At 59.4% G+C, this 25,066-nt stretch carries 28 protein-coding genes; 10 read left to right on the top strand and 18 right to left on the bottom strand.

Going from position 1 to position 25,066, the window contains the following annotated elements; translation table 11 throughout:
- Positions 1–75 precede the first annotated feature (75 nt).
- Positions 76–360, bottom strand: coding sequence for a YheV family putative zinc ribbon protein (locus V6F91_RS09315; RefSeq protein WP_090288005.1), 285 nt, complete (start codon positions 358–360; stop codon positions 76–78).
- Entirely contained in the window at positions 357–2,435 is a 2,079-nt protein-coding gene (gene prlC / locus V6F91_RS09310) for an oligopeptidase A (protein ID WP_332763704.1), read from the bottom strand. Before prlC ends, V6F91_RS09315 begins: the two co-directional genes overlap by 4 nt.
- Before the next feature lie 62 nt (positions 2,436–2,497).
- Between prlC and V6F91_RS09305 the strand changes: the two genes are divergently transcribed.
- Together V6F91_RS09305 and V6F91_RS09300 are read left to right on the top strand one after the other, a co-directional pair.
- Positions 2,498–3,043 carry a gamma carbonic anhydrase family protein gene (locus V6F91_RS09305; protein ID WP_332763702.1) on the top strand — a complete coding sequence of 182 codons (546 nt, stop codon included), beginning with the start codon at positions 2,498–2,500 and terminating at the stop codon, positions 3,041–3,043.
- Positions 3,044–3,072: 29 nt separating this feature from the next.
- Positions 3,073–3,723: an HAD family hydrolase gene (locus V6F91_RS09300; RefSeq protein WP_332763700.1), complete on the top strand. Its 651-nt coding sequence runs from the start codon at positions 3,073–3,075 to the stop codon at positions 3,721–3,723.
- Between the two features lie 97 nt (positions 3,724–3,820).
- Here the strand turns inward: V6F91_RS09300 and V6F91_RS09295 are convergent, their stop codons facing one another.
- Positions 3,821–4,897, bottom strand: coding sequence for an aminopeptidase (locus tag V6F91_RS09295; protein ID WP_332763698.1), 1,077 nt, complete (start codon positions 4,895–4,897; stop codon positions 3,821–3,823).
- A 59-nt stretch (positions 4,898–4,956) separates the two neighbouring features.
- Between V6F91_RS09295 and V6F91_RS09290 the strand changes: the two genes are divergently transcribed.
- Positions 4,957–5,379: a hypothetical protein gene (locus tag V6F91_RS09290; RefSeq protein WP_203420208.1), complete on the top strand. Its 423-nt coding sequence runs from the start codon at positions 4,957–4,959 to the stop codon at positions 5,377–5,379.
- 40 nt (positions 5,380–5,419) lie between these two features.
- Positions 5,420–5,839: a hypothetical protein gene (locus V6F91_RS09285; protein ID WP_332763694.1), complete on the top strand. Its 420-nt coding sequence runs from the start codon at positions 5,420–5,422 to the stop codon at positions 5,837–5,839.
- 4 nt (positions 5,840–5,843) lie between these two features.
- Here V6F91_RS09285 and V6F91_RS09280 read toward each other — a convergent pair whose 3' ends face one another.
- Positions 5,844–6,083, bottom strand: coding sequence for a DUF1161 domain-containing protein (locus V6F91_RS09280; protein ID WP_332763691.1), 240 nt, complete (start codon positions 6,081–6,083; stop codon positions 5,844–5,846).
- Positions 6,084–6,314: 231 nt separating this feature from the next.
- On the bottom strand, positions 6,315–6,746 hold the full coding sequence (locus V6F91_RS09275) for an OsmC family protein (protein ID WP_016772308.1): 432 nt from the start codon (positions 6,744–6,746) through the stop codon (positions 6,315–6,317).
- Positions 6,747–6,986: 240 nt separating this feature from the next.
- Here V6F91_RS09275 and V6F91_RS09270 point away from each other — a divergent pair, with 240 nt between their 5' ends.
- On the top strand, positions 6,987–7,988 hold the full coding sequence (locus V6F91_RS09270; RefSeq protein WP_332763687.1) for an LLM class flavin-dependent oxidoreductase: 1,002 nt from the start codon (positions 6,987–6,989) through the stop codon (positions 7,986–7,988).
- Positions 7,989–8,146: 158 nt separating this feature from the next.
- Here the strand turns inward: V6F91_RS09270 and V6F91_RS09265 are convergent, their stop codons facing one another.
- Entirely contained in the window at positions 8,147–8,371 is a 225-nt protein-coding gene (locus V6F91_RS09265) for a DUF1161 domain-containing protein (RefSeq protein WP_332763685.1), read from the bottom strand.
- A 128-nt stretch (positions 8,372–8,499) separates the two neighbouring features.
- Complete coding sequence (locus V6F91_RS09260) at positions 8,500–8,715, bottom strand: dodecin (RefSeq protein ID WP_090288024.1); 216 nt, start codon at positions 8,713–8,715, stop codon at positions 8,500–8,502.
- A 165-nt stretch (positions 8,716–8,880) separates the two neighbouring features.
- Here V6F91_RS09260 and V6F91_RS09255 point away from each other — a divergent pair, with 165 nt between their 5' ends.
- Positions 8,881–9,207, top strand: coding sequence for a DUF883 family protein (locus tag V6F91_RS09255; RefSeq protein ID WP_039757078.1), 327 nt, complete (start codon positions 8,881–8,883; stop codon positions 9,205–9,207).
- Here V6F91_RS09255 and V6F91_RS09250 read toward each other — a convergent pair.
- The gene (locus V6F91_RS09250; RefSeq protein ID WP_332763680.1) at positions 9,180–10,097 is read right to left on the bottom strand and encodes a LysR family transcriptional regulator; all 918 of its coding nucleotides are present in this window, start codon (positions 10,095–10,097) and stop codon (positions 9,180–9,182) included. The genes V6F91_RS09255 and V6F91_RS09250 overlap by 28 nt on opposite strands.
- A 114-nt stretch (positions 10,098–10,211) precedes the next feature.
- On the opposite strand from V6F91_RS09250, the gene trpB reads away from it, so the two are divergent.
- A complete protein-coding gene (trpB, locus tag V6F91_RS09245) occupies positions 10,212–11,444 on the top strand; it encodes a tryptophan synthase subunit beta (RefSeq protein WP_332763678.1) in 1,233 nt (410 codons plus the stop codon).
- Entirely contained in the window at positions 11,444–12,253 is an 810-nt protein-coding gene (gene trpA / locus V6F91_RS09240; RefSeq protein ID WP_332763676.1) for a tryptophan synthase subunit alpha, read from the top strand. Before trpB ends, trpA begins: the two co-directional genes overlap by 1 nt.
- A gap of 66 nt (positions 12,254–12,319) precedes the next feature.
- Here trpA and V6F91_RS09235 read toward each other — a convergent pair whose 3' ends face one another.
- The 10 genes from V6F91_RS09235 to V6F91_RS09190 form a co-directional block, all read right to left on the bottom strand.
- Positions 12,320–14,281: a DUF4105 domain-containing protein gene (locus V6F91_RS09235; RefSeq protein WP_332763674.1), complete on the bottom strand. Its 1,962-nt coding sequence runs from the start codon at positions 14,279–14,281 to the stop codon at positions 12,320–12,322.
- Positions 14,278–14,598 (bottom strand): DUF2388 domain-containing protein, encoded by a 321-nt coding sequence (locus V6F91_RS09230; RefSeq protein WP_122604763.1) that lies wholly within the window; start codon positions 14,596–14,598, stop codon positions 14,278–14,280. The genes V6F91_RS09235 and V6F91_RS09230 overlap by 4 nt, the downstream gene beginning before the upstream one ends.
- A gap of 27 nt (positions 14,599–14,625) precedes the next feature.
- The gene (locus V6F91_RS09225; RefSeq protein WP_332763667.1) at positions 14,626–14,943 is read right to left on the bottom strand and encodes a DUF2388 domain-containing protein; all 318 of its coding nucleotides are present in this window, start codon (positions 14,941–14,943) and stop codon (positions 14,626–14,628) included.
- Positions 14,944–15,051: 108 nt separating this feature from the next.
- Complete coding sequence (locus tag V6F91_RS09220) at positions 15,052–15,369, bottom strand: DUF2388 domain-containing protein (RefSeq protein ID WP_332763665.1); 318 nt, start codon at positions 15,367–15,369, stop codon at positions 15,052–15,054.
- Between the two features lie 332 nt (positions 15,370–15,701).
- Entirely contained in the window at positions 15,702–15,917 is a 216-nt protein-coding gene (locus V6F91_RS09215; protein WP_011058498.1) for a DUF1127 domain-containing protein, read from the bottom strand.
- A gap of 321 nt (positions 15,918–16,238) precedes the next feature.
- Positions 16,239–17,732 (bottom strand): acetyl-CoA hydrolase/transferase family protein, encoded by a 1,494-nt coding sequence (locus V6F91_RS09210; RefSeq protein WP_332763663.1) that lies wholly within the window; start codon positions 17,730–17,732, stop codon positions 16,239–16,241.
- Between the two features lie 214 nt (positions 17,733–17,946).
- Complete coding sequence (locus tag V6F91_RS09205; protein ID WP_090288044.1) at positions 17,947–19,380, bottom strand: NAD(P)(+) transhydrogenase (Re/Si-specific) subunit beta; 1,434 nt, start codon at positions 19,378–19,380, stop codon at positions 17,947–17,949.
- Positions 19,380–19,700 (bottom strand): NAD(P) transhydrogenase subunit alpha, encoded by a 321-nt coding sequence (locus tag V6F91_RS09200; RefSeq protein ID WP_003220416.1) that lies wholly within the window; start codon positions 19,698–19,700, stop codon positions 19,380–19,382. The genes V6F91_RS09205 and V6F91_RS09200 overlap by 1 nt, the downstream gene beginning before the upstream one ends.
- A gap of 15 nt (positions 19,701–19,715) precedes the next feature.
- On the bottom strand, positions 19,716–20,837 hold the full coding sequence (locus V6F91_RS09195; protein ID WP_332763658.1) for a Re/Si-specific NAD(P)(+) transhydrogenase subunit alpha: 1,122 nt from the start codon (positions 20,835–20,837) through the stop codon (positions 19,716–19,718).
- A gap of 434 nt (positions 20,838–21,271) precedes the next feature.
- Positions 21,272–22,171, bottom strand: coding sequence for a LysR family transcriptional regulator (locus V6F91_RS09190; protein ID WP_332763657.1), 900 nt, complete (start codon positions 22,169–22,171; stop codon positions 21,272–21,274).
- Positions 22,172–22,329: 158 nt separating this feature from the next.
- Between V6F91_RS09190 and V6F91_RS09185 the strand changes: the two genes are divergently transcribed.
- Together V6F91_RS09185 and V6F91_RS09180 are read left to right on the top strand one after the other, a co-directional pair.
- Positions 22,330–23,511 (top strand): acyl-CoA dehydrogenase, encoded by a 1,182-nt coding sequence (locus V6F91_RS09185; protein ID WP_332763655.1) that lies wholly within the window; start codon positions 22,330–22,332, stop codon positions 23,509–23,511.
- 13 nt (positions 23,512–23,524) lie between these two features.
- Entirely contained in the window at positions 23,525–24,745 is a 1,221-nt protein-coding gene (locus tag V6F91_RS09180) for a CaiB/BaiF CoA-transferase family protein (protein WP_332763653.1), read from the top strand.
- The last annotated feature ends 321 nt before the right edge of the window (positions 24,746–25,066 follow it).

Below are 25,066 nucleotides of genomic sequence, written 5' to 3'. Positions count from 1 at the left end.
TAGGCTGAAAAACTCAGCCTACGGACAAAGCGCGAGGGCGAGGCGGTAAAGGAATACCACCTCGGAGGGGTGATTTTACTCGTCGGTCTTTTTCTTCAGTTTCGGATTGGGGAAAAACTGCACCGCCTGGACTTTCTTGTCCGCTGGCGGCTTGAGCGCGCTGGTGTTGACCCGCGTGCCCAATTCCTTGGGCACCGACAGTCCTTGCTCATTGAGCGTGTCCGAATAACCGCAGGCCACGCATTCGCGGTGCGGCACGCCGTCTTCGTTCCACATCATCAGTTTGTCCGGCTCGCTGCACGCCGGGCAGACCGCCCCGGCGATAAAGCGTTTTTTAGTAATCACAGGCCCCTCACTCATGCTGCCGCGTCCTCACTCAGGCCGCTGTGGCGCAACAGTGCGTCAATCGACGGTTCACGGCCACGGAAGTCGACGAACAGCACCATCGGTGCCTGCGAACCGCCACGGGCCAGGATCGCCTCGCGGAAGGCGCGCCCGGTTTGCGCGTTGAGCACGCCGTCTTCTTCGAATTTGGAGAAGGCATCCGCGGAAAGCACTTCAGCCCACTTGTAGCTGTAGTAACCGGCGGCATAACCGCCAGCGAAGATGTGCGCGAAGCTGTTGGGGAAGCGGTTGTACGCCGGTGGTCGCATCACCGAGACCTCGTCGCGCACGCCTTCGAGCACCTGCGCAACGCTGCGGCCATCGCCGTGAGTGGCGTGCAGTTCGAAGTCGAACAGAGAGAACTCCAACTGACGGACCATCATCAGGCCGGACTGGAAGTTCTTCGCCGCGAGCATTTTTTCCAGCAGATCCTGCGGCAGCGGCTCGCCGGTTTCGTAGTGACCTGAAATCAGTGCGAGGCCCTCCGGCTCCCAGCACCAGTTTTCCATGAACTGGCTCGGCAGCTCGACCGCATCCCACGCCACGCCATTGATGCCCGATACGCCAGCATGATCGACGCGGGTCAGCAGGTGGTGCAGGCCATGACCGAACTCGTGGAACAGCGTGGTCACTTCATCATGGGTCAGCAGCGCTGGTTTGCCGCTGTCGGCCGGGGTGAAGTTGCACACCAGGTTGGCCACCGGGCTTTGCAGCACGCCGTCGACGGTGCGGCGGCGGTCGCGGGCGCCGTCCATCCAGGCACCGCCACGCTTGTTGGCGCGAGCGTAGAGGTCGAAGAAGAAGCGCCCGACGTGCTCGCCGTTTTCCTTGATTTCGAACAGGCGCACGTCCGGGTGCCAGGTGTCGAAGCCTTTCAGCTCGGCGATTTCGATGCCGTACAGACGTTGAACAATGGCGAACAAGCCGCTCAGTACTTTGTCGATCGGGAAGTACGCACGCAAAGTTTCCTGGGCAACGCTGTAACGCTGTTCGCGCAGTTTTTCACCGTAGAAACCACTGTCCCAGCTTTGCAGATCGGCGCAGCCCTGTTCGGCGGCGTAGGCACGCAGTTGTTGCAGATCCTGCTCGGCGAACGGTTTGCTGCGCTTGGCCAGATCACGCAGGAAGCTCAGCACTTGATCGCTGGACTCGGCCATTTTGGTGGCCAGGCTCAGCTCGGAGAAGCTGGCGAAGCCCAACAGTTTTGCCAGTTCCTGACGCAGGTCGAGGATCTGTTCCATTACCGGGCCGTTGTCGTTCTGGCCGGCGTTCGGACCTTGATCCGAGGCACGGGTGCAGTAGGCCGCGTAGACTTCTTCACGCAGCGCACGGTCCTGCGCATAGGTCATTACCGCGTAATAGCTCGGGAATTCGAGGGTGATCAGCCAGCCGTCGAGGCCTTTGGCTTGCGCGGCGGCGGCCATTTGCGCCTTGGCCGAATCGGTCAGGCCGGCGAGGGCGGCTTCGTCGGTGACGTGCTTGGTCCACGCCTGAGTGGCGTCGAGCAGTTGATTGGAGAAACGGCTGCCCAGCTCGGACAGCTTGCTCTGCACTTCGGCGTAACGCTTCTGTTCGGCCTCGGGCAGGTCGATACCCGACAGACGGAAGTCACGCAGCGCCTGTTCGAGAATAGTCTTTTGCGCGACGTCAAAACCGGCGGCTTCCGGGCTGTTGGCCAGCGCTTCATAAGCCTGGAACAGTTCGCGGTTCTGGCCCATCTCGGTGGAGTAGGCGCTCAGGGCTGGCAGGCACGACTCGTAGGCTTCACGCAATTCGGCGCTGTTGCACACGGCGTTGAGGTGGCTGACCGGGCTCCAGGCAGCGCCGAGACGATCATTGAGTTCGTCCATCGCCAATACCAGACCGGCCCACGTCGGGTGCTGGCCTTGGCTCTTGAGAATTTCGGCAATGGCCGCGCGGTTATCGGCCAGAATGGTTTCGATGGCCGGCAGGACGTGTTCGGCACGGATCGTGGAGAACGGTGGCAGGTCGTAGGACTGCAGCAGAGGGTTGTTCACGCTCACGGTTGGCACCTTGGCTGGAAGAAACATGCGCCCATCTTAATTACAATCGACACTCACCGCAGCTATCGGCGACAGAGAGAGAACTAATCGTGGCCCTTCGCAAGTACCAGCAACACACCCCGCAGTTGAGCAAAGGCGCATTTGTCGACGGCTCCGCGGTGGTGATCGGCGACGTCGAAATCGGCGAAGACAGCTCCGTCTGGCCGCTGACCGTGATCCGCGGCGACATGCACCGCATCCGCATCGGCGCGCGCACCAGCGTGCAGGACGGTTGCGTGCTGCACATCACCCACGCCGGCCCGTTCAACCCCGATGGTTTCCCGTTGCTGATCGGCGACGATGTGACTATCGCTCACAAAGTCATGCTGCACGGCTGCACCATCGGCAGCCGCGTGTTGATCGGCATGGGCAGCATTGTCATGGACGGCGCGGTGGTCGAGGACGATGTGATCATTGGCGCCGGCAGCCTGGTGCCACCGGGCAAGCGCCTGCAAAGCGGCTTCCTGTACGTGGGCAGCCCGGTGAAACAGGTGCGAGCCCTGACCGACAAGGAAAACGCCTTCTTCACTTATAGTGCCGCCAACTACGTGAAGCTCAAGGATCTGCATCTGGCCGAACGCTACGACACACTCTGAAGCGCAATCGCGACTGCCCAGGATTATCCATGCATTACCAGACCGTATTGTTCGACCTCGATGGCACCCTGACCGATCCGCGTGAGGGCATCACCCGTTCCATCCAGTTCGCCCTCGGCAAACTCGGCATCGACGAGCCGGATCTGACCAGACTGGAACACTTCATCGGCCCGCCGCTGCTGCAGGCGTTCATGCAGTTCTACGCGTTCGACGAGGCCAAGGCGTGGCAGGCGGTGAATTTCTACCGGGAGCGCTTCAAAGTCACCGGCCTGTATGAAAACCGGGTGTTCGATGGCGTCACGCCGTTGCTGGAAACCTTGAGCGGGCAGGGACGACAGCTGTTTATCGCCACGTCGAAACCGTGGGAGTTCGCCCGCGAGATTGCCCGGCATTTTGATTTCGCGCGGCATTTCAAGGTGATTTACGGCAGTGAGCTGGATGGCACGCGGACCAACAAGGTCGAGCTGATCGCGCATTTGCTGCAGGAAGAAGGGCTGGACCCGGCCGATACGTTGATGATCGGCGACCGCAAGCATGACTTGATCGGCGCCCGCAGCAACGGCCTGGATGCGGCGGCGGTGGGGTATGGGTTTGGCAGCTTTGAAGAGTTGAATGCCGAAGCGCCGGCTTATCACTTCGAGACGTTGGATAAATTGCATCAGGCGTTTCTGCAGCGTTGATGAAATAGCCTTCGCGAGCAGGCTCGCTCCCACAGGACACCTCTACCCCATGTGGGAGCGAGCCTGCTCGCGAAGGGGCGGGTTACGCCCCAAAAGATCAGGATTGAGCCAAGGCTTTCAACGCCACCTTGCGCTCAGCCATCGGCAGCCTGCCCAGCTTCTCAACCTCGGTATAAAACTTCAGCCAATCCCCGCCGACTTGCCTGAATAACTGCGCAAACGCCGGCACCCATTGGTCATATAACCCAAACGGCAACAATCGCGCATTGTTCAGCGGTGCATCGACCCAGGCGTCATAGCGCTTGTCGCCGGCCCATTCGCTGTCACGCAGCGCCCGATAATCGCGCCGAAAACGCTCGAACTCCGTCGCTTTGCGCTCGCGCATTTGCTCGGCTGGCAATGGCTGCGCATATAAGGTCTCCAGGCGTGAGCGAGTACCGAGGACCAATTCAATGAACTGGTCGCGCTGCTTGAGCCGCGAAGCGTTATCCGCCGGCAACCCGCGAAACGCGCGCCATTGCCGGGTGCCTTCCTGCTCGACGAATGTGGCAAAGGACTCATTGAATTCGGTGTCGTCCGGCACATAACAGCGCTGGTGCGCCAGCTCATGAAAGATCAGTGTGGCCAGGCGCTCGTCACCCCAGCCCATCATCGTGTTGATAATCGGGTCGTTGAACCAGCCGAGTGTCGAATAGGCCTCGACGCCGCCAATCGACACATCCATACCGTTCAAGCGCTGGATCGCGGCTTCGCCCCGCGCCGCGCTCTGGCTGTAATAGCCGCGGTAGGCCACACACCCGGCAATCGGGAAACAATGATTTTGCGGGATCAGGGAAAATTCGGCAGTGGTAAACACATTCCACACCACGAACGGCCGACCGATGTCGGCGTATAGCCGGTAGCTCTGGTTGTCCGGCAAGTGCAGATGCTCACTGGCAAAGGCGCGGGCCTTCTGCGATTGCGCCAGGTGGGCGCGCAACGTCGCGTCGCGGCTCGGGTCGTTGATCACGTTTTGTACCGGTTCGCGCGCGTGCAGCAATTGCAACTGCCCACTGGCCAACTGGCTGTAATAACTGACGCTGGCACAACCGTTGAGCAACAAAAACAACACACCCGGAAACAAAATCGGAAAAACGCGATCAAGTAACCCAAGGCTTGGAAACGGCCTGATCAAAATAAGAAATCCCCCGGAGAGTCTGCCCGCAAGACTATCCCGCCTTCAGGAGCACCGCTATGCGCAAGTTGATGCTGACAGGGGGCCTGCTGACGCTGGCCGGTTGTGCCGGATTCGGCATGCCCGACCCTGACCCCTCGCAAGCCTGGATCGATCTCGACGCCCGGCAACAGGACACGGCGCTGCAAGCGCTGCAGGTCGATACGCAAGCAGCCGTAGACAAGCGCTACTTTGAAGTCCAGCCCGGTAGCCATGAGCTGAAGGTGCGTTATCAGTTCCCGGTCGAAGCTACCAATATCGGCCCTGGCGCTGAGCCGCTCTGGCGCGATTGCCGGTTGAGCGTCAAATTCAAGGACTTCAACGCCGGCCAGCGCTATCAATTGCAGGCCGGCAGTATTGGCTTCCGGCCATGGGCCAAACTGTATGACGAACAGCGCAAAGTGGTTGGCCAAGCCACGCCGGCGGGCTGCCAGAGCAGCTGATCGGCGCTATGCTGAATGTTCCGATCCGTGGACATTGATCATGCGCCAAGTGCTGTTGTTGCTAGCTGTCAGTCTGCTCGCCGGTTGCCAGACGCCGCTGCCTCCGGTTGATCCGCAAATGGCCTGGGTCGAGTTCTCGACGCCAAGCCCCGGCGGCAAGTTATTGATGGCCGAGCGTCTGGACAACCAACGCCTGAGCGACGGACGTTTCTTTCAGGTTACCCCCGGCAGCCATGAACTTCGCGTGCGCTTCGATTTCGAAGTATTCGGTGGCGGCGGCAGCTTGCTGACCGGCCCGGCCGAGCGCTTGTGCTACCTGACCATTCGTTACGAGCATTTCGAGGCGGGTCAGCGTTATCTGCTGGAGGGTCGCTCGCTGGCGTTTACGCCGAGTGCGCGGTTATACAACGCGAAACGGGAAATCGTTGCCGAAGATCGCGAGTTCAACTGCATCATCTAGCGGGTCAGCTGTCGTTTTTCTGGTAGATGATTCTCTTTTTACCGTTCTCGCAAGAACCAACGATCATGGCTGAATCGTGCTGCTTCGCCTCCTCCTTGGTGATGATTTCCAAGGTATATGACGGGATCGCCTTCGCCTGAATCTTGATTTCGATTTCCTTTCTGAGTTCTTCGCAGTTCTTGGGGGCTGCGATAGCGGAAGTGGCCAGTGCACTGCAAAGGATCGCCAAGCCAATACGTTTCATCGATGAAGCTCCTTGAGGCAGCGCGCACGGGCGTGCGCTGAAGCTGCTGTCAGTTATTCGACCACATTTCTATAGAGCGGGTTCTGACTTTGCTCACACCTTCAAGTTTTACGCTGTTTCTCAAATCGCTTTCGCGAGCAGGCTCGCCCCCACAGAGGAGCCTTCCCTCCTGTGGGAGCGAGCCTGCTCGCGAAGGCGTCGGCACTGCCAACCCTGAATCAGCTGTGAAAATCAGCTGACCAGCGAAGCTTCCAGCGTAATCTTCGCATTCAGCACCTTGGACACCGGGCACCCTTCCTTGGCCTTGTTGCTCAATTCCTCAAACTGCTGCTGGGTCGCACCTGGAATCTTCGCCTTGAGGATCAGCTTCACCGCAGTGATCGCAAACCCGCCGTCGACCTGATCGAGGGTGACTTCAGCGTTGGTGTCGATGCTGTCGGCCTTCAGGCCCGCATCGCCGAGAATCATCGAAAACGCCATGGAGAAGCAGCCGGCATGCGCGGCGCCGATCAGTTCTTCCGGGTTGGTGCCCTTGCCGCCCTCAAAGCGCGCCTTGAAGCCGTAAGGCGCTTCTCGGAGCACGCCGGTTTCGGTGGAAATCGAGCCCAGACCGGTTTTCAGATCACCTTCCCAATGCGCCGATGCCTTTTTCACGATAGCCATGTCTGCCTCCTCAAATAGGGCGCGGAACGCCGCGCCGTCGTGGTTTTCACTAGCAAGGCTTCTGAGGATAGACCGCAGAACAAAGTTCAGCCTGGCTGAATCCTTGACTTTTTTAGTAGGAAATTTCGACGCGTCTATTGAAACTCGGGTATATGCCCTCATTGCATGAAACACGCTTATGGATCTGGCAGGTTTTCGTTCGCAAGAAAAACCTGCCTTCCCACTCGGAGACGCAGGTTTATGAAACAACTGTCCGACGTAAAATTTTCCACCCTCGACCTGGTGCCAGTGCGCGAAAACGGCAGCCCGGCGCAGTCGCTGCGCAATTCGCTGGACCTGGCGCAGCATGTCGAAAAACTCGGCTACACGCGCTTCTGGGTGGCGGAACACCACAATATGGATGGCATCGCCAGTTCGGCGACGTCGGTGCTGCTCGGTTATCTGGCCGGCGGTACGTCGAGTATTCGTGTCGGTTCCGGCGGTGTGATGCTGCCCAACCATGCGCCGCTGGTGATTGCCGAGCAGTTCGGCACGCTGGAAAGTCTCTACCCAGGGCGCATTGATCTCGGCTTGGGCCGCGCGCCCGGTTCCGATCAAATGACCGCACGCGCGTTGCGCCGTGAACGTTCCGGCAGCGCTGACGATTTCCCCGAAGACGTTGCCGAGCTGGTGCGCTACCTCGGCCCACGCACCCCGGAACAACGGGTAATTGCAATGCCGGGTACCGGTACCAATGTGCCGATCTGGCTGCTCGGTTCCAGCCTGTTCAGCGCGCAACTGGCGGGTGAGCGCGGTTTGCCATATGCCTTCGCCTCGCATTTTGCGCCGCGCTTCATGCATGAGGCGATTCGCGTCTATCGCAATCACTTCAAGCCGTCGGCAGTGCTCGACAAGCCGTATGTGATGCTCGGCGTGCCGCTGGTTGCGGCGGACACCGACGAGCAGGCGGATTATCTGGCGACGTCGGTGTACCAGCGCATTCTCGCGCTGATGCGTGGGCAAAGTCTGGTGCAGCGTCCGCCGGTGAAGAGCATGGACGGCCTGTGGCTGCCACACGAGCGGGAAGCGGTGGGTGATTTCCTTGGCCTGGCGATGGTGGGTGGCCCAGGGAAGATCCGCGCCAAACTGCAGGTGCTGGTTGAGCAGACCCAGGCGGATGAGCTGATTTTTACCTGCGACTTGTATGAGCATGCCGATCGCCTGCATTCCTACGAATTGCTGGCACAGGTCATGAAAGGATAACGCCGCCCCCTTTAGGAGTGAGCCTGCTCGCGATAGCGTTTGCATGGTCACTGGATTGCTGATGGTTACACCGCCATCGCGAGCAGGCTCACTCCTATCGAAAAACAGGACATAAAAAAGCCGACGCATCCACGTCGGCTTTTGCATTTCAGGCGCGATCAACCGCGCTTGTAGACGATTTCCTTGCTGCCACCTTCGCAGGTGCCGACAACTTTGCCGTCAGTTGCCGCACCCTTGTCGACAACCTCCAGCGAATACCCGGAAACGCCCTTGGCGTCGAGCTTTGCCGCGATTTCGCTTTTCAGCTCTTCACATGGCTTGCCGGCTGCGAACGCACCACCCGCAAGGCTCAACAAACCTACTGCCAACATGAACTTCTTCATCGGTCGCACTCCCTGGTCGGATTGAAAGAGGCGGGCACCGAGCCGTTCGCTCGATGCAACCACCCTGTAGCGCATTGCCATTCCTATGGCACTCGGCCAGCGCGCAAGTTCAGAAGACTAGACCAAACTCAGCTGCTGGCAATCTTGAAACCGACCTTGAGTGTTACTTGAAAATGCGCAACCTGGCCGTTTTCGATGTGGCCGCGGGTTTCGGTGACTTCGAACCACTCCAGATTACGCAGGGTCTTGTTTGCCTCAGCCAGTGCGTTGTTGATGGCATCTTCGATGCTGGTGGTGGACGAGCCGACCAGCTCGACTTTCTTGTAAGTGTGGTGGTCACTCATAACGAACTCCTTGGGATGGAAGGCGTGTGGAATTGAGACTAGCAGCGATTCGCTCTGTTGATTTCGGTGGCGCTGCGCTGCCGAAGTTCAGAATTTCTGCACTTTCTCGATGCGCTGAAGTCCCAACCAACACACGCCACTCATCACCAATGCAGGAGAGCCACCATGGCCAACACCTCGTTACGCAAAGCCTCGTTGCAAAGCATGGAAGCGGAGATCGAGAGTCTGCTCAAATCGTTGGAAAGCCTCAAAGACGATGCTTCGGACGAGTCGCGCAAGACCCTCAAGGCGTTGAAAAGCAATGCTGAAAGTGCGCTGAAACATTCGCGTCACCTGCTCAGCGATGCTTACGAAGAAGTCAAAGTCAAAACCCGCGAAACCGGCATTGCCACTCGCGATTACGCCCAGGAACACCCATGGACCACGGCCGGCGTTGCGGTCGGTGCCATCGGCCTGCTTGCCGCTTATTTCCTGTTCAAGCGCGGCGAGTGATCGGTCTGGCGCAGTTCGTTTTTCAGCCACTGCGCCAGTTGCCGGGCGCGTCCGTCAGCGGCGCGCTTGGGTAGCCACAACGCCAGTTGCGCCGGGGTTTCGCAAAAGCCCCATGGCGCAACCAGGCGACCGGCCTTCAAGTCTTCTGTTACCAGCGGCTCCGGCGCGATTGCCACGCCAAGCCCCGCCACCGCAGCCTCCAGCAGATAATACAAATGCTCAAAGCCTTGCCCGAGCTTCAGCGCTCTGGGGTCGAGGTCGTTCTGCTGCGCCCAGCTTGGCCAGGCTTGCGGGCGCGAAGTCGTATGCAGCACGGGTTGGTCGAGCAGCGCTTGAGCGGGCGCGGCCTGCAAGGCTTGATAACCGGTAAACAGCGGGCTCATCACCGGCCCGATGCGCTCGGCGGCCAGTTCGTAGACCTGCATGTCCGCCGGCCACGGTGGCTCGGCGAACAGCAATAATGCGTCCAGCCCGGGTCGGCGTGGATCGAGGTCACCTTCGCCGGCGGACAGATGCAGACGCAAATCCGGCAGGTCGGCATTCAACCGTCCCAAGTGTGGAATGAACCAGCGCGCCAGCAAGCTGCCCGAGCAACCCAGCACAAACGGCGCATCGGCGCTGTTGTGGCTCAGCTCCGCACACACGCCGCGCAAACGATCGAACGCGTCGCCACTGGCATCACGCAGCCGCACGCCGGCATCTGTGAGTTTCAAGCCGCGGCCGTCCTTGACGAACAGACTCACGCCCAAGTGTTCTTCCAGCACTTTCAGCTGCCGACTGACCGCACCGTGAGTCACGTGCAACTGCTCGGCAGCCTGACTGACGCTGTTCAACCGGGCAGTCGCTTCGAATGCGCGCAAGGCATTCAGGGGAGGGAGATCCTGGTTCATGGTATCTGTGAGTTTTCCTGACAGGTTGCGGCGATCTTATCGGTTTTCAGCGTAGAAGGTCAGGGGTAGAGTGGTGGTCATTGTCTTTTGACCCGAATTCACCTGGAGCACACCATGACCCAGACTTCGCACACTTCCAACCTGCGCAACGGCCCGGACGATAACGGCCTGTTCGGTGCGTTCGGTGGCCGCTATGTCGCCGAAACCCTGATGCCGCTGATCCTCGAGCTGGCGCGCGAATACGAAGCGGCCAAGGAAGATCCTGCGTTCAAAGAGGAATTGGCCTACTTCCAGCGTGACTATGTCGGACGTCCGAGCCCGCTGTATTACGCCGAGCGCCTGACCGAATTCTGCGGCGGCGCAAAGATCTACCTCAAGCGCGAAGAGCTGAACCACACTGGCGCGCACAAGATCAACAATTGCATTGGCCAGATCCTGCTGGCGCGGCGCATGGGCAAGAAGCGCATCATCGCCGAGACCGGCGCCGGCATGCACGGCGTGGCGACCGCCACTGTTGCTGCGCGTTTCGGCCTCGATTGCGTGATCTACATGGGCACCACTGACATCGAACGTCAGCAGGCCAACGTGTTCCGCATGAAATTGCTCGGCGCTGAAGTGATTCCGGTCGTTGCCGGCACCGGCACCCTGAAAGATGCAATGAACGAAGCGCTGCGTGACTGGGTGACCAACGTCGACAGCACCTTCTACCTGATCGGCACCGTGGCCGGCCCGCACCCATATCCGGCGATGGTCCGTGATTTCCAGGCAGTGATCGGCAAGGAAACCCGCGATCAGTTGCAGGCTCAGGAAGGTCGTCTGCCAGACAGCCTTGTCGCTTGCATTGGCGGTGGCTCCAACGCCATGGGCCTGTTCCACCCGTTCCTCGACGACAAAAGCGTCGAGATCATCGGCGTTGAAGCCGCAGGCTACGGCATCGAAACCGGCAAACACGCGGCGAGCCTCAATGGTGGCGTTCCGGGCGTGTTGCACGGCAACCGGACGTTCCTGCTGCAGGACGATGATGGCCAGATCATCGACGCGCACTCGATTTCCGCCGGCCTCGACTACCCAGGCATCGGCCCGGAACACGCCTGGTTGCATGACATCGGCCGCGTCCAGTACACCTCGGTCACCGACGACGAAGCCCTTGAGGCGTTCCACAAATGCTGCCGTCTGGAAGGGATCATTCCTGCCCTGGAAAGCGCCCACGCTCTGGCTGAAGTATTCAAACGCGCACCGAAGCTGCCGAAAGATCACCTGATGGTGATCAACCTGTCCGGTCGCGGCGACAAAGACATGCAGACCGTCATGCACCACATGGAAACTTCCCAGCAGGAGAAACACTGATGAGCCGCCTGCAAACCCGTTTTGCTGCCCTCAAGGAACAGAATCGCGCCGCACTGGTGACCTTCGTCACCGCCGGTGACCCTGACTATGACACTTCGCTGGCGATCCTCAAAGGCTTGCCCGGCGCCGGTGCCGATGTGATCGAGCTGGGCATGCCGTTCACCGACCCGATGGCTGATGGCCCGGCGATTCAGCTGGCCAACATCCGTGCCTTGGGTGCTCAGCAGAATCTGGCGAAAACCCTGCAAATGGTTCGGGAATTCCGCGAAGGCAACAGCGACACGCCGCTGGTGCTGATGGGCTATTTCAACCCGATCCACAAGTTTGGCGTCGAGCGCTTCATTGCCGAAGCCAAAGACGCCGGCGTCGATGGCCTGATCGTGGTCGACATGCCGCCCGAGCACAACGCCGAATTGTGCGACCCGGCCCAGGCTGCCGGTCTGGACTTCATCCGCCTGACCACGCCGACCACCGACGACGCGCGTCTGCCGAAGGTCCTCAACGGTAGCTCCGGTTTCGTCTACTACGTGTCGGTCGCCGGTGTGACCGGTGCTGGCGCGGCGACGCTGGAGCACGTCGAAGAGGCCGTTGCCCGCCTGCGTCGACACACCGATCTGCCAATCAGCATCGGTTTCGGTATTCGTACGCCGGAGCAGGCCGCGGCGATCGCGCGGCTGGCCGATGGTGTGGTGGTGGGTTCGGCGCTGATCGATCACATCGCCAGTGCCGATACGCCTGCGCAGGCTGTCGACGGTGTCTTGAGCCTGTGCGCGGCGCTGTCCGAGGGTGTGCGCAAGGCTCGTGTCTGAGCGCGCGATATCAGCGTTATGCTCGATAAAAAAGGCTTCAGAACTGTGTTCTGAAGCCTTTTTGTTTTAGGGCAATTCAAGCCCGCCCGACGCCTTGTGCAGTTTGCGCAGATGCTCGCCGATCTGCTTCACGTTGGCCTCGCTGGCGGCAATCTCCGCAGCGCGTTTGGGCTCCAGCAGCTTGCGCACTTCGGTATCCAGATCGCCAGAGAGGGCCAGCAGCTTTTTCTGCCGCTGACTGCTTTCCGCTTCGAGTCGGCCGAACTCGTTCGGCTGCGGCAGGCCGTAACCCTTGGCATCGAGTAGCTCCGCCGGTCGACTGAGGAAGCCGCTGTTGGCAAGAATTTCCTGCAAGGTCGCGTTGGCCTTGTCCATGCCGCCGTTTTCCAGTTCGCGGGCACCGAGGTAACGCTGCTTGACCTCGTCCTGGGCCAGCAACAACTGACGACGGAAGCTGGCTTGCTCCAGCAGCAGCAATGCAGCGCTGGTGCGCAAATCGGCACGCTCGAACCACGCGCGGCGCTCTTCCGCGGACAGCGATAGCCATTCTTCGACGGTGTTCTGTTTGATCGGCAACTGCTTCTTCAACACGTCGAACATCGCCTGATAACGATCACGGAACGAGTCGAAGCGGTAACCGAGGCGCAAGGCTTCTTTCGGATCGTCCAGCACACTGGTATCGGCCAAACCACGACCCTTGAGCACTTCCAGCAAGCCGTTGGGCATGATGCTGTCGAGGCCGATCAGTTGCGCGTTGTTGCTGCCGCTGCGCAATAGTTTCAGGCCTTCCACAGCACAGTTGTTGGACAGAAAGAAGTAGTTGCCGTCATAGCTCCAGTGCATTTCGGCGGAGTGTTCGACCACGCCTTCGATTTCTTCGCGGGACAGGTTCAGCGGCACCGAGGCAAGGCTGCGCAATTCGGTCTTGGTGTATTCGTCGATCACTTGCGCCAGTGGTAATACGAACAGGCGCGACGGGTATTTGCCGACCAGTCCGTCCCAGCTCGACAGTTGCACATCGCCGACGAAGGCGCGGTAGGACAACACCAGATGCTGGTCCAGATCGAGGCGGCAATCCGGCCCGCGCGGGCGACCCGGTGCGCAGATGACCAGGCGCAACATGCTGTGACCCCAGCGGCTGACCCAGTTCTGATTGGCCTCGGCCAGCAGGTAATCGACGGCGTACACCCGTTCCGGATCGACCTGCCCCAAGGGTTGCTTGGCAAAGTCGTTGCCCGCATTGAGGAAAGCGAAAGTTTTGCTGCAGGTGTCTCGGGTAGGCGGCGCCCAGCCGAAGTGGTCGCGATAATAGCGATACAGCGCCGGTCGGCGGCAGGCGTAGCTCGGGTCGAGGAGGAAATACTCCATGTTGACCGCGACGAATTCCTTCGGGCTGGACACTTCGTAGAGGTCGGGGCTGCGTGCGATCTGGCGGTTATGTTGCTCGCGCTCCCCTCGGCGGCCGACGTATTGCTGCCAGCCGGCCAGATCAAGCAGCCGCGGATCATCACTGAGGGTGAAGCGTCGGCCATTTTGCCCACGACATTCATCCGGAATGCCGATCAGCCCGGCACTGTCGAAGCGCCGGGTGCAACGCTGGATCAGCGTGCGCTCGGCATCTGGCCACAGGCGGGCGCGGTCGTAGATGTGGGTGATTTCATGCAGCACCGTGGCGAGCAGTTCCTGACGCACGGTGCCATGGGGGCGATTGGTCTTTTCTTTGGCGGCGCTGCCATCCGTAAGCCCGGCGAGCAGTTTTCGATTCAGGTCGAGCTCAGCCACCAGCGTGGCCTGGCCGTAAGCGTTGGCGGGCATGTCGTCGGTCCAGCCGACGTCGATCCGCCGATCGAGCCGCTCGATGAAGCTCGGCGGCAACTTGTGCATCGCCTCATCGATCAGCGCCTGGCTGGCCTGTTGTTCGGCGGGGCTCATACCGTCGGTCTTGAGCCGTAATTGCAGGCTGGCGTGAGCGCTGTTGCCGAGCAGCAACAACGCGCCGGCCAGCAGCCAGGCGCCAATGGACCTCACAGTGCGAGGATGGCTTCGGCGAGCACCTGATCGCTGGCGTCGCGCGCTTCGGGCACGCGCGTGCGCAGGGTATTGATGGCGGCTTCCAGGTGCGCGCCACGGATATCACCGTTGGTCGCGACGAAACTGGCGGCGTCGTCATGGGCTTCGCGGATGATTTTCGAATCGCGAATCGAGGTGGTGGTATCGGAGGTGAAATCGATGGTGCGCTGGGAGGCGCGGACGATGATGTTACTGGTGGCTACCAGGGTGTGCGCCTGGGCCACGTCGGCCAACAAAAACAGGCCAAGGGCGGCAGCAATCAGCGGGCTACGCATGGAACGACTCCGAAAGGGACAAGGTAACTATTGGACGAGAATTGCTTCTGCCAGTTCAAGGTCGCTGGCATGAAGTTTTGGCCGTTTTTTTCGCAGGTAATGCAGCGCGGATTCGAGCCGGGCGCCTCGCCATTCACCGTCACTGGCAACGAAGGCTGCAGCGTCATCGTGGGCAGCGAGCAGCAGTTTACGGTCGAACGGCGCGGAAGACACCATGCTGGTCGCGTAAGCGCTGACAACGGTGCCTTGGGTAGATGCATTGAACGCGTCAAAGGCGCCGGCCGATGTTGCCCAGCAGGCGGTTAAAAAAGCAGAGCAGATGAGCGGATTGGAAAGAAAGCGCATGGGACTCGACAACTGTTAACGAGCCTGAAGGCTAGCGCAAAATCCCGGGCCAGAGCCAGCGTTGAAACATCGGGACACGGCTGGCGTGTCCCGCAATGCTTGATGCGCTTACAGCGTCAGGATGGCCTGGGCCAGTTGCGCGTCGGTCGCTTGCAGCTGTGGCGCCTGATGACGGATGTGATCCAGCGCGCTTTCCAGTTTCACCCCACGGATATCGCCTTGGCTGGCAACGAAGCTCGCCGCGTCGTCACGGGCGGCGAGAACGATCTTGTCGTCGCGGAAGGAGGAGGTGACGTCGGAAGTCGCATCGGAGGAGGATTTCAACGCACCGACCACGGCGTCGGTAGTCACGATGAAGCTGGTGGCGCTGGCATTGGCAGCCACGGCCAGCAGGGCGGCGGCGCTGAACAGACGAAGACGGGTCATGTGGAACTCCTTTGGATAAACCGTAGTGAGAGGTGGCTCGGTATCTGAGGAGTCAGACGCCAGATGCTTAACGTTCGCCACGTTCTGTGTGGATATTAGGCTGCCGCTCGCGATTCGCCCAGTGATGGCCAGCGTTGCGGTTGTGTAAATGCACAACTGTACCTAAGAAATTAATGATGACGAAAATTGTACTGGTACGGTTGAAATCATACGCCCTGAGAAACTCTGAGCACTTAAACGACAAAACCCGTCGTGGTTTCCCACGACGGGTTCTGCTTGTTCAATTCGGGTTGCTGGCGGTAGGTCTTGGCGACCAGAGCCAGCGACGCTGCTTAGCGCCAGAACGGCTTGCTCAGCTCTTCGTAGCGTTGTGCTTCGCTGATACCGGCGTCAGCCAGCAGACGCGAATCCAGACGAGCCAGTTGGTGGCGGCTGGAGATGCGGCGCTGCCACAGCATCAGGTTGGCGATAACGCGCAGAGGCAGGGAAGCCTGGGTTTTTTCAGCTTTGTCTTCGAAGAACAGTTCGGAACTGAGTGTACGTTCCATGGTTGACATCCTTCCGCTTGTGGCGGGATCAGGTAGTGGTTTGACTGGTGCCCATGATCCTCTCGTTTGCCTAGTCTCTCTAGATACAGTTGCACTGTATTGTGAGTGACCAGTTAACTGTTTATAGGTGGTGTACGGGTCAAAATCGAGCAAACTGTACCTGTCTGCACTGAGATGGTGCGTTTCTGCCCGGTTGCGCGGAATGAGCAGGAAATTACCGTAGGAAAAGACCAGTACAGCAGTACAGTTTTTGACATTTGAAGAGTGTTCGCCGATCTCGGTTGGTGCAAACTGTGTTTGCACCAGCGAATATCTGTGTGATTACACCGCGAGCATGTGCCCGGTTTCTTCCAGATTCATGTGCCAGCTCAAAGCTTCACGCAGGATGTGCGGGGTGTGACCACCGATGGCACAGGCCGCCGTGAAGTATTGGTTTAGCGCCGGGCGATAGTCCGGGTGCACGCAGTTATCGATGATCACCCGTGCGCGCTCGCGGGGCGCGAGGCCACGCAGATCGGCCAGGCCAATCTCGGTCACCAGAATATCGACGTCATGCTCGGTGTGGTCGACGTGGCTGACCATCGGCACCACGCTGGAAATCGCACCGCCCCTGGCGATCGATTTGGTCACGAACACCGCCAGATGCGCGTTACGCGCGAAGTCGCCGGAGCCGCCGATGCCGTTCATCATCCGCGTGCCGCAGACGTGGGTGGAGTTGACGTTGCCGTAGATATCGAATTCCAGCGCTGTGTTGATGCCGATGATGCCCAGGCGGCGAACCACTTCCGGGTGGTTGGAGATCTCCTGCGGACGCAGGATCAGCTTGTCCTTGTATTTTTCCAGATTGCCGAACACATCGCTGTTGCGACGTTCCGACAACGTGATCGAGCTGCCCGAAGCGAAGCTCAGCTTGCCCGCGTCGATCAGGTCGAAAGTCGAGTCCTGCAGTACTTCCGAGTACATGGTCAGGTCTTCAAAAGGCGAATCAATCAGGCCGCACATCACCGCGTTGGCAATATTGCCAATCCCGGCCTGCAGCGGGCCGAGCTTGTTGGTCATGCGACCGGCGTCGACTTCCTGTTTGAAGAAGGTGATCAGGTGTTCAGCGATGGCGTTGGTATCGGCGTCAGGTGTCGATACCGTTGACGGCGAATCCGACTGCTGGGTGATGACGATGGCAACGATCTTCTCCGGTGGGATCGGAATCGCCGTGCTGCCGATGCGGTCGTCGACTTTCACCAGCGGAATCGGCGTGCGAGTCGGGCGGTAAGTCGGGATATAGATGTCGTGCAGACCTTCGAGGTTGGCGTTGTGCGCCAGGTTGATTTCGACGATCACCTGTTTGGCGAAGATCGCGAAGCTCGCCGAGTTGCCGACCGAGGTGGTCGGGACGATGTGCCCCTGTTCGGTGATGGCCACGGCTTCGATCACCGCGATGTCCGGTAGCTTCAGTTGCTGATTGCGCAATTGTTCTACGGTTTCTGACAGGTGCTGATCGATGAACATCACCTGGCCGGCATTGATCGCCTTGCGCAAGGTGCTGTCGACCTGAAATGGCATGCGCCGCGACAGCACGCCGGCTTCGGTCAGTTGTTTGTCGAGGTCGTTGCCCAGGCTGGCGCCGGTCATCAGACTGATCTGCAGCGGCGTGACCTTGGCCCGCTCGGCCAATGCGTGAGGAACGGCTTTGGCTTCGCCGGCGCGGGTGAAGCCGCTCATGCCGACGGTCATGCCGTCCTCAATCAGAGCAGCGGCGTCGGCAGCGCTCATCACTTTGTCCAACAACGAAGGCAGGCGAATACGGTCACGGTACATGGATGATTATCTCGGGCAACGAGTAGCAGGATGCGCAGTCTAGTGAATTTGACGGGCGCCTGTCCCGCTACCAAGGTCGCAAACGAGGCGTCTATTTCGCGGCTTTCAAGTAAAACACCGTTACCGGATCTGTAACAACGCGGCAAATTGTCCGGTGTTTCGCGTAAACAAAAACGCCCCGACAAGTCGGGGCGTTCGCTATTGCAGCGGTGAATTACTCGACCGCTTTGACCATGTCTTCAATGACTTTCTTCGCGTCGCCGAACACCATCATGGTCTTGTCCAGGTAGAACAGTTCGTTGTCCAGACCGGCGTAGCCGCTGGCCATCGAGCGCTTGTTGACGATGATGGTCTTGGCCTTGAACGCCTCGAGAATCGGCATGCCGGCAATCGGCGATTTCGGATCGTTCTTTGCGGCCGGGTTGACCACGTCATTCGCGCCGAGCACCAGTACCACGTCGGCCTGACCGAACTCGGAGTTGATGTCTTCCATCTCGAACACCTGATCGTAAGGCACTTCGGCCTCAGCGAGCAGCACGTTCATGTGCCCCGGCATCCGCCCGGCTACCGGGTGGATCGCGTATTTCACGGTCACGCCACGGTGAGTCAGCTTCTCGGTCAGCTCCTTCAGCGCATGCTGGGCCCGCGCTACTGCCAGACCGTAGCCCGGAACGATGATCACGGTATCGGCGTTGGTCAGCAGGAAAGTGGCGTCATCAGCGGAGCCGGATTTCACCGGACGTGCTTCTTTGGCGCCGGCCGGGCCCGCGTCTGCCGTGTTGCCGAAACCGCCGAGCAGTACATTAAAGAAGGAACGGTTCATCGCCTTGCACATGATGTACGAGAGGATCGCCCCGCTCGAGCCCACCAAGGAACCGGCAATGATCAGCATCGAATTGTTCAGCGAAAAACCGATACCCGCCGCTGCCCAGCCCGAATAGCTGTTGAGCATCGACACCACTACTGGCATGTCGGCGCCGCCGATCGGGATGATGATCAGGACGCCCATCACGAACGCCAAGGCCAGCATCAGCGCGAACGCGGTGAGGTTGCCGGTGAACATGAAGGTCAGGCCGAGTGCCAGTGTCGCCAGGCCCAATACGGCGTTGAGCTTGTGTTGCCCGGCGAACTGTACCGGTGCGCCCTGAAACAGGCGGAACTTGTATTTGCCCGAGAGCTTGCCGAAGGCGATCACCGAACCGGAAAAAGTGATCGCACCGATGGCTGCACCGAGGAACAGCTCCAGACGGTTGCCCGCCGGAATCGAGTCGCCCAACTGTTTGACGATACCCAGCGATTGCGGCTCAACCACGGCGGCAATGGCAATGAACACCGCAGCGAGGCCGATCATGCTGTGCATGAACGCAACCAGTTCCGGCATCTTGGTCATTTCAACGCGTTTGGCCATGATCGAACCAGCGGTGCCGCCGACCAGCAGACCGACAATCACGTAACCGATGCCGGCGGTCGCCAGCTCAGCGCCCAACTTATAAATGAGGCCAACCGTGGTGATGATTGCCAGTGCCATGCCAAGCATGCCGAACAGGTTGCCGCGCCGCGAAGTGGTCGGGTGCGACAGGCCTTTGAGGGCCTGGATAAAGCAGATCGACGCGATCAGGTAGAGCGTCGTCACGAGATTCATGCTCATTACTTCGGCGCCTCTTCTTTTGCTTTCGGGGCTTTCTTCTTGAACATCTCAAGCATGCGGCGGGTGACCAGAAAGCCACCGAAGACGTTGACCGCGGCCAGTGCCACGGCCAGCGTGCCCATGGTTTTGCCCAGCGGCGTGACGGTCAATGCAGCAGCGAGCATCGCGCCGACGATGACGATCGCCGAGATCGCGTTGGTGACTGCCATCAACGGCGTGTGTAGCGCAGGCGTAACGTTCCAGACCACGTGGTAACCGACATAAATCGCCAGCACGAAGATGATCAGGTTGTAGATACCGGGGGAGATAAGCTCTTCCATCGTCTGAATCCCTGCTTAGGCGTTTTTGCGGATGACTTGGCCGTCGCGGCACATCAGGCACGCGGCGACGATGTCGTCTTCGAGGTTGACGTCGAACTGGCCTTCCTTGGTGAACACCAGCTTGAGGAAGTCCAGCAGATTGCGGGCGTACAGCGCCGAGGCGTCTGCGGCGACTTCACCGGCGAGATTGGTCGGGCCGACAATGGTCACGCCATTCTCGACCACGACCTGATCAGCCACGGTCAGCGGGCAGTTGCCACCTTGAGCGGCGGCGAGGTCAATGACCACAGAGCCGGGTTTCATCTGCGCCACGGTTTCCGCGCTGAGCAGCGTCGGTGCCTTGCGGCCCGGAATCAGCGCGGTTGTGATGACGATGTCCGCCTGTTTGGCGCGTTCATGCACGGCCTGGGCCTGACGCTGCATCCAGCTCGCCGGCATTGGCCGCGCGTAACCGCCGACACCGACCGCGCACTCGCGCTCTTCATCGGTCTCGTAAGGCACGTCAACGAACTTGGCGCCGAGGGATTCAATCTGCTCTTTTACCGCTGGACGTACGTCAGACGCTTCGATCACCGCACCAAGACGTTTCGCCGTGGCAATCGCCTGCAACCCGGCCACGCCCGCGCCAAGAATCAGTACGCGCGCCGCTTTCACGGTACCCGCCGCAGTCATCAGCATCGGCATGAAGCGTGGATAGTGGTGAGCGGCCAGCAACACCGCCTTATAGCCGGCAATGTTCGCCTGCGACGACAACACATCGAGACTCTGCGCGCGAGAGGTGCGCGGCGCCGCTTCGAGGGCGAACGCGGTAATCCCGCACTCGGCCATTTTGGCGATGGTTTCGTTGTTGAAAGGGTTGAGCATGCCCACCAATACCGCGCCGCGCCGTATCAGCGTCAGTTCGGTGTCGTTCGGGGCGACCACTTTCAAAATCAGCTCGGCGCCAAACGCATCATTGGCACTGCCAATGCTTGCGCCGGCCGCTTCATAGGCACTGTCTACGACACTGGCTTTAATGCCGGCGCCGCTTTGCACAGTGACCTTATGACCTTGGCTGATCAGCTTCTTGATGGTTTCCGGGGTTGCAGCAACCCGTGTTTCACCGGTCTGGGTTTCGAGAGGAACACCAATGTGCACGTCAAATCTCCTGCGTGATCTTATTGAGTAAACCCAGGCACTGCGGATGGTGCGACTGGGGCGGCCGATCAGCACGATCCCGCCAAAACAGGGCGGGGCGCGGCATTTTGCAGGCGAACTTTATGCCCTTCAAGGGATTATGACGGGTGACGGAAAATTAACTACAAGTCATGCCGTGACCGAATGTCGCAGATGGCCAGTTGAATCCCTTGCAGACCGTGCCCTGCAAGGATTCTGGCTGAATATTGAAAAATTTCTGATAGGTGACGTGAATAGGCAGCAATGTGTCGCCAATGAAGGCTCAAAGCCACGTCTTACCGAGCTTATGGGACGTCTGTACGACTTTCGGATGGGGTCGTAGAAATAGCGACAAATACTTATATCTGTAGGGCTTCATTTTTTCTGACTACGGGGTTAGTAATTGCTCAAAGCCGCTATTCTTCTAGGCTGTAGCTCTGCGCCTGCTGTAACAGCCAGTCACGAAATGCTTTGAGCGATGCCGATTCGACCTTTCGCTCTGGAATCATCAGGTAATAAGCCTTGATGCTGGAGAGCGCCTGGTGATTGGCGATCACCAAACGTTTCTCCGCCAGCTCTCGTTGAATCAGGAAGGGTGGAATCAGCGCAATCCCCATGTCGTGCATGGCTGCCTGGGCGAGCATGGAGAATAGCTCGTAGCGTGGGCCTGTCATGTCGCGGGGAATATTCAGCTGTTGCGAGTTGAACCATTGACGCCACGCGTAGGGGCGGGTGGTCTGTTGTAGCAAAGGTAATTCGGCGATGGCGTCCGCGCTCAGAAGCGTTCGGTCGCCGAGCAGGGCCGGGCTGCACACCGGCATCGGATTTTCGCCCATCAACCTGTGGGATTCGGTACCGGACCAGTCGGCATCGCCAAAGTAGATCGCCGCATCGAATTGCGTATCGGCAAACAGGAACGGCCGGGTGCGGTTGGTCAGGTTGACCGTGACTTCCGGGTGCTTGTACTGAAAATCCTTCAAGCGCGGCAGCAGCCATTGCGTGCCGAATGTCGGCACTACCGCCAGTTCGATTACGTTGGCGCCTTGCTGCCCCATGACAGACAGGGTGTCGCGTTCGACGGCGTCGAGTTGCGTCGCGACCCGGCGACTGTAGGAAAGTCCCGCCTCGGTCAGTTTTACTCCGCGCCGCGAGCGTCGGAACAGTTCAACGCTGAGGAAGTCCTCAAGGCTGGCAATCTGTCGGCATATGGCGCCTTGAGTGAGGGAAAGCTCTTGCGCGGCGCGGGTAAAGCTTTCATGGCGAGCGGCCGCTTCGAAACTGATCAGTGCGGCGGTGCTGGGGATCTTTCTGCGCATGTACGAAAACCTCATTAATGCGCCGCATAACTGGCTTTTCGCGACGTTTCGAAGTGAGAAATTAGCACAACAGGATGCGAAATCCTCGTTTGCCCCGACGGCGAACCGCGCCTAGGATCAATGCCACGTTAATTCAGTCGATTTGCGAGGACACACTCATGGGCGGTAAAGCTAGCTTCAACTGGATCGATCCCCTGCTGCTGGATCAACAGCTCACCGAAGAAGAGCGCATGATCCGCGATACCGCCGAACAGTTCGCTCAGCAGAGCCTGGCTCCGCGCGTCCTCGAAGCCTTTCGTCATGAAAAAACCGACCCGGCTATCTTCCGCGAAATGGGCGAAGTGGGTTTGCTGGGCGCGACCATCCCTGAGCAGTACGGTGGCAGCGGCCTGAACTACGTCAGCTATGGCCTGATCGCTCGTGAAGTGGAGCGTGTCGACTCCGGCTACCGTTCGATGATGAGTGTGCAGTCCTCACTGGTAATGGTGCCGATCAACGAATTTGGCACCGAAGCACAGAAACAGAGGTACCTGCCGAAACTGGCCTCCGGCGAATGGATCGGCTGCTTTGGTCTGACCGAGCCAAATCATGGCTCCGATCCGGGCGCGATGATCACCCGTGCACGTAAAGTCGACGGCGGCTACAGCCTGACCGGCGCGAAAATGTGGATCACCAACAGCCCGATTGCCGACGTGTTCGTGGTCTGGGCGAAAGACGATGCCGGCGACATCCGTGGCTTCGTCCTGGAAAAAGGCTGGAAGGGTCTGAGCGCTCCGGCGATTCATGGCAAGGTCGGGCTGCGTGCATCGATCACCGGCGAGATCGTCATGGACAACGTGTTCGTGCCGGAAGAAAACATCTTCCCGGACGTGCGCGGTCTGAAAGGCCCGTTCACTTGCCTCAACTCCGCGCGTTACGGCATCTCCTGGGGCGCGTTGGGGGCTGCCGAGTTCTGCTGGCACACCGCTCGCCAGTACACTATGGATCGCCAGCAATTCGGTCGCCCTTTGGCGGCAACCCAATTGGTGCAGAAGAAACTTGCCGACATGCAGACCGAGATCACCCTGGCCCTGCAAGGCTGTCTGCGTCTGGGGCGGATGAAGGATGAAGGCACGGCGGCGGTCGAGATCACTTCGATCATGAAGCGCAACTCGTGCGGCAAGTCGCTGGACATTGCTCGCATGGCTCGCGACATGCTCGGCGGTAATGGTATCTCCGATGAGTTCGGCGTCGCTCGTCACCTGGTCAACCTGGAAGTGGTGAATACCTATGAAGGTACTCATGACGTCCACGCGCTGATCCTCGGACGCGCGCAAACCGGTCTGCAGGCTTTCTATTAACAGGAGAGCGACCATGGGCGCGCTGTCGCATCTGCGGGTACTGGATTTGTCGCGAGTGCTGGCCGGGCCGTGGGCCGGGCAGATTCTCGCCGACCTTGGCGCCGAGGTGATAAAGGTCGAACGCCCGGGCAATGGCGACGACACGCGCGCCTGGGGACCGCCGTTCCTTAAGGACGCCTACGGCGAGAATACGTCGGAGGCGGCTTATTACCTGTCCGCCAACCGCAACAAACAATCGGTAACCATCGATTTCACCCGTGCCGAAGGGCAGAAACTGGTGCGTGAACTGGCGGCCAAGTCCGACATCCTGATCGAGAACTTCAAGGTCGGGGGTTTGGCAGCTTATGGGCTCGACTATGAGTCGTTGAAGGCAATCAATCCGAACCTGATCTACTGCTCGATTACCGGTTTTGGCCAGACCGGGCCTTATGCCAAACGCGCCGGCTACGACTTCATGATTCAGGGCTTGGGCGGGCTGATGAGCCTGACCGGTCGCCCTGAGGGGGATGACGGGGCCGGTCCTGTAAAAGTGGGTGTGGCATTGACGGACATTCTCACCGGGCTGTATTCGACGGTGGCGATACTGGCGGCGCTGGCGCATCGGGATCACGACGGCGGTGGTCAGCACATCGACATGGCATTGCTGGATGTTCAGGTGGCTTGTCTGGCGAACCAAGCGATGAACTATCTGACTACGGGCAATGCGCCAAAGCGGTTGGGCAATGCGCATCCGAATATCGTGCCTTATCAGGATTTCCCTACAGCGGACGGCGACTTCATTCTTACCGTCGGTAACGACGGGCAGTTCCGCAAGTTTGCCGAAGTGGCTGGGCAGTCGCAGTGGGCAGATGATCCGCGCTTTGCGACCAATAAGTTGCGCGTGGCCAACCGGGCGGAGCTGATTCCATTGATTCGCCAGGCAACCGTGTTCAAGACCACTGCCGAGTGGGTTGCTCAGCTTGAGCTGGCCGGCGTACCGTGCGGGCCGATCAATGATTTGTCCCAAGTGTTTGAGGATCCGCAGGTGAGGGCGCGTGGGCTGGCGATAGAGTTGCCGCACCCGTTGGCCGGGATGGTGCCTCAGGTGGCCAGTCCTATTCGTATGTCGCAGACACCTGTCGAGTATCGTCACGCGCCTCCGTTGTTGGGTGAGCACACGCTTGAAGTATTGCGACGAGTGCTGGGCCTGGAGGCGGGTGCGGTGGCGGATTTGAAGATGGCCGGGGTGTTGTGACGATTCCCTCTATATAGAAGGAGTCGGTTTTTGATCGTTTTTTGATCGATCTGCAAGTGATTGAATAAAAAGCGAAATTAACGGTTGACGGCAGATCTGAGGTGTCTATAATTCGCCCCACTTCCGGCGCAGTCGAAACGGAAAACTCCTTGAGATTCAATGAGTTAAGTAGGTTTCGACAGCAAGCGGCTTCAGTTCATCGAAGCCGAAAGGAAGTTGAAAAAGAGGTGTTGACAGCAGCGTGTAACGCTGTAGAATTCGCCTCCCGCTGACGAGAGATCGGAAGCGCAAGTGGTTGAAGTTGTTGAAGAAATCTTCGAA

The sequence above is a fragment of the Pseudomonas koreensis genome, assembly GCF_036668835.1.
GTDB classification, from domain to species: domain Bacteria; phylum Pseudomonadota; class Gammaproteobacteria; order Pseudomonadales; family Pseudomonadaceae; genus Aquipseudomonas; species Aquipseudomonas koreensis_I.
This window is presented reverse-complemented; position numbering and strand designations above follow the sequence as displayed.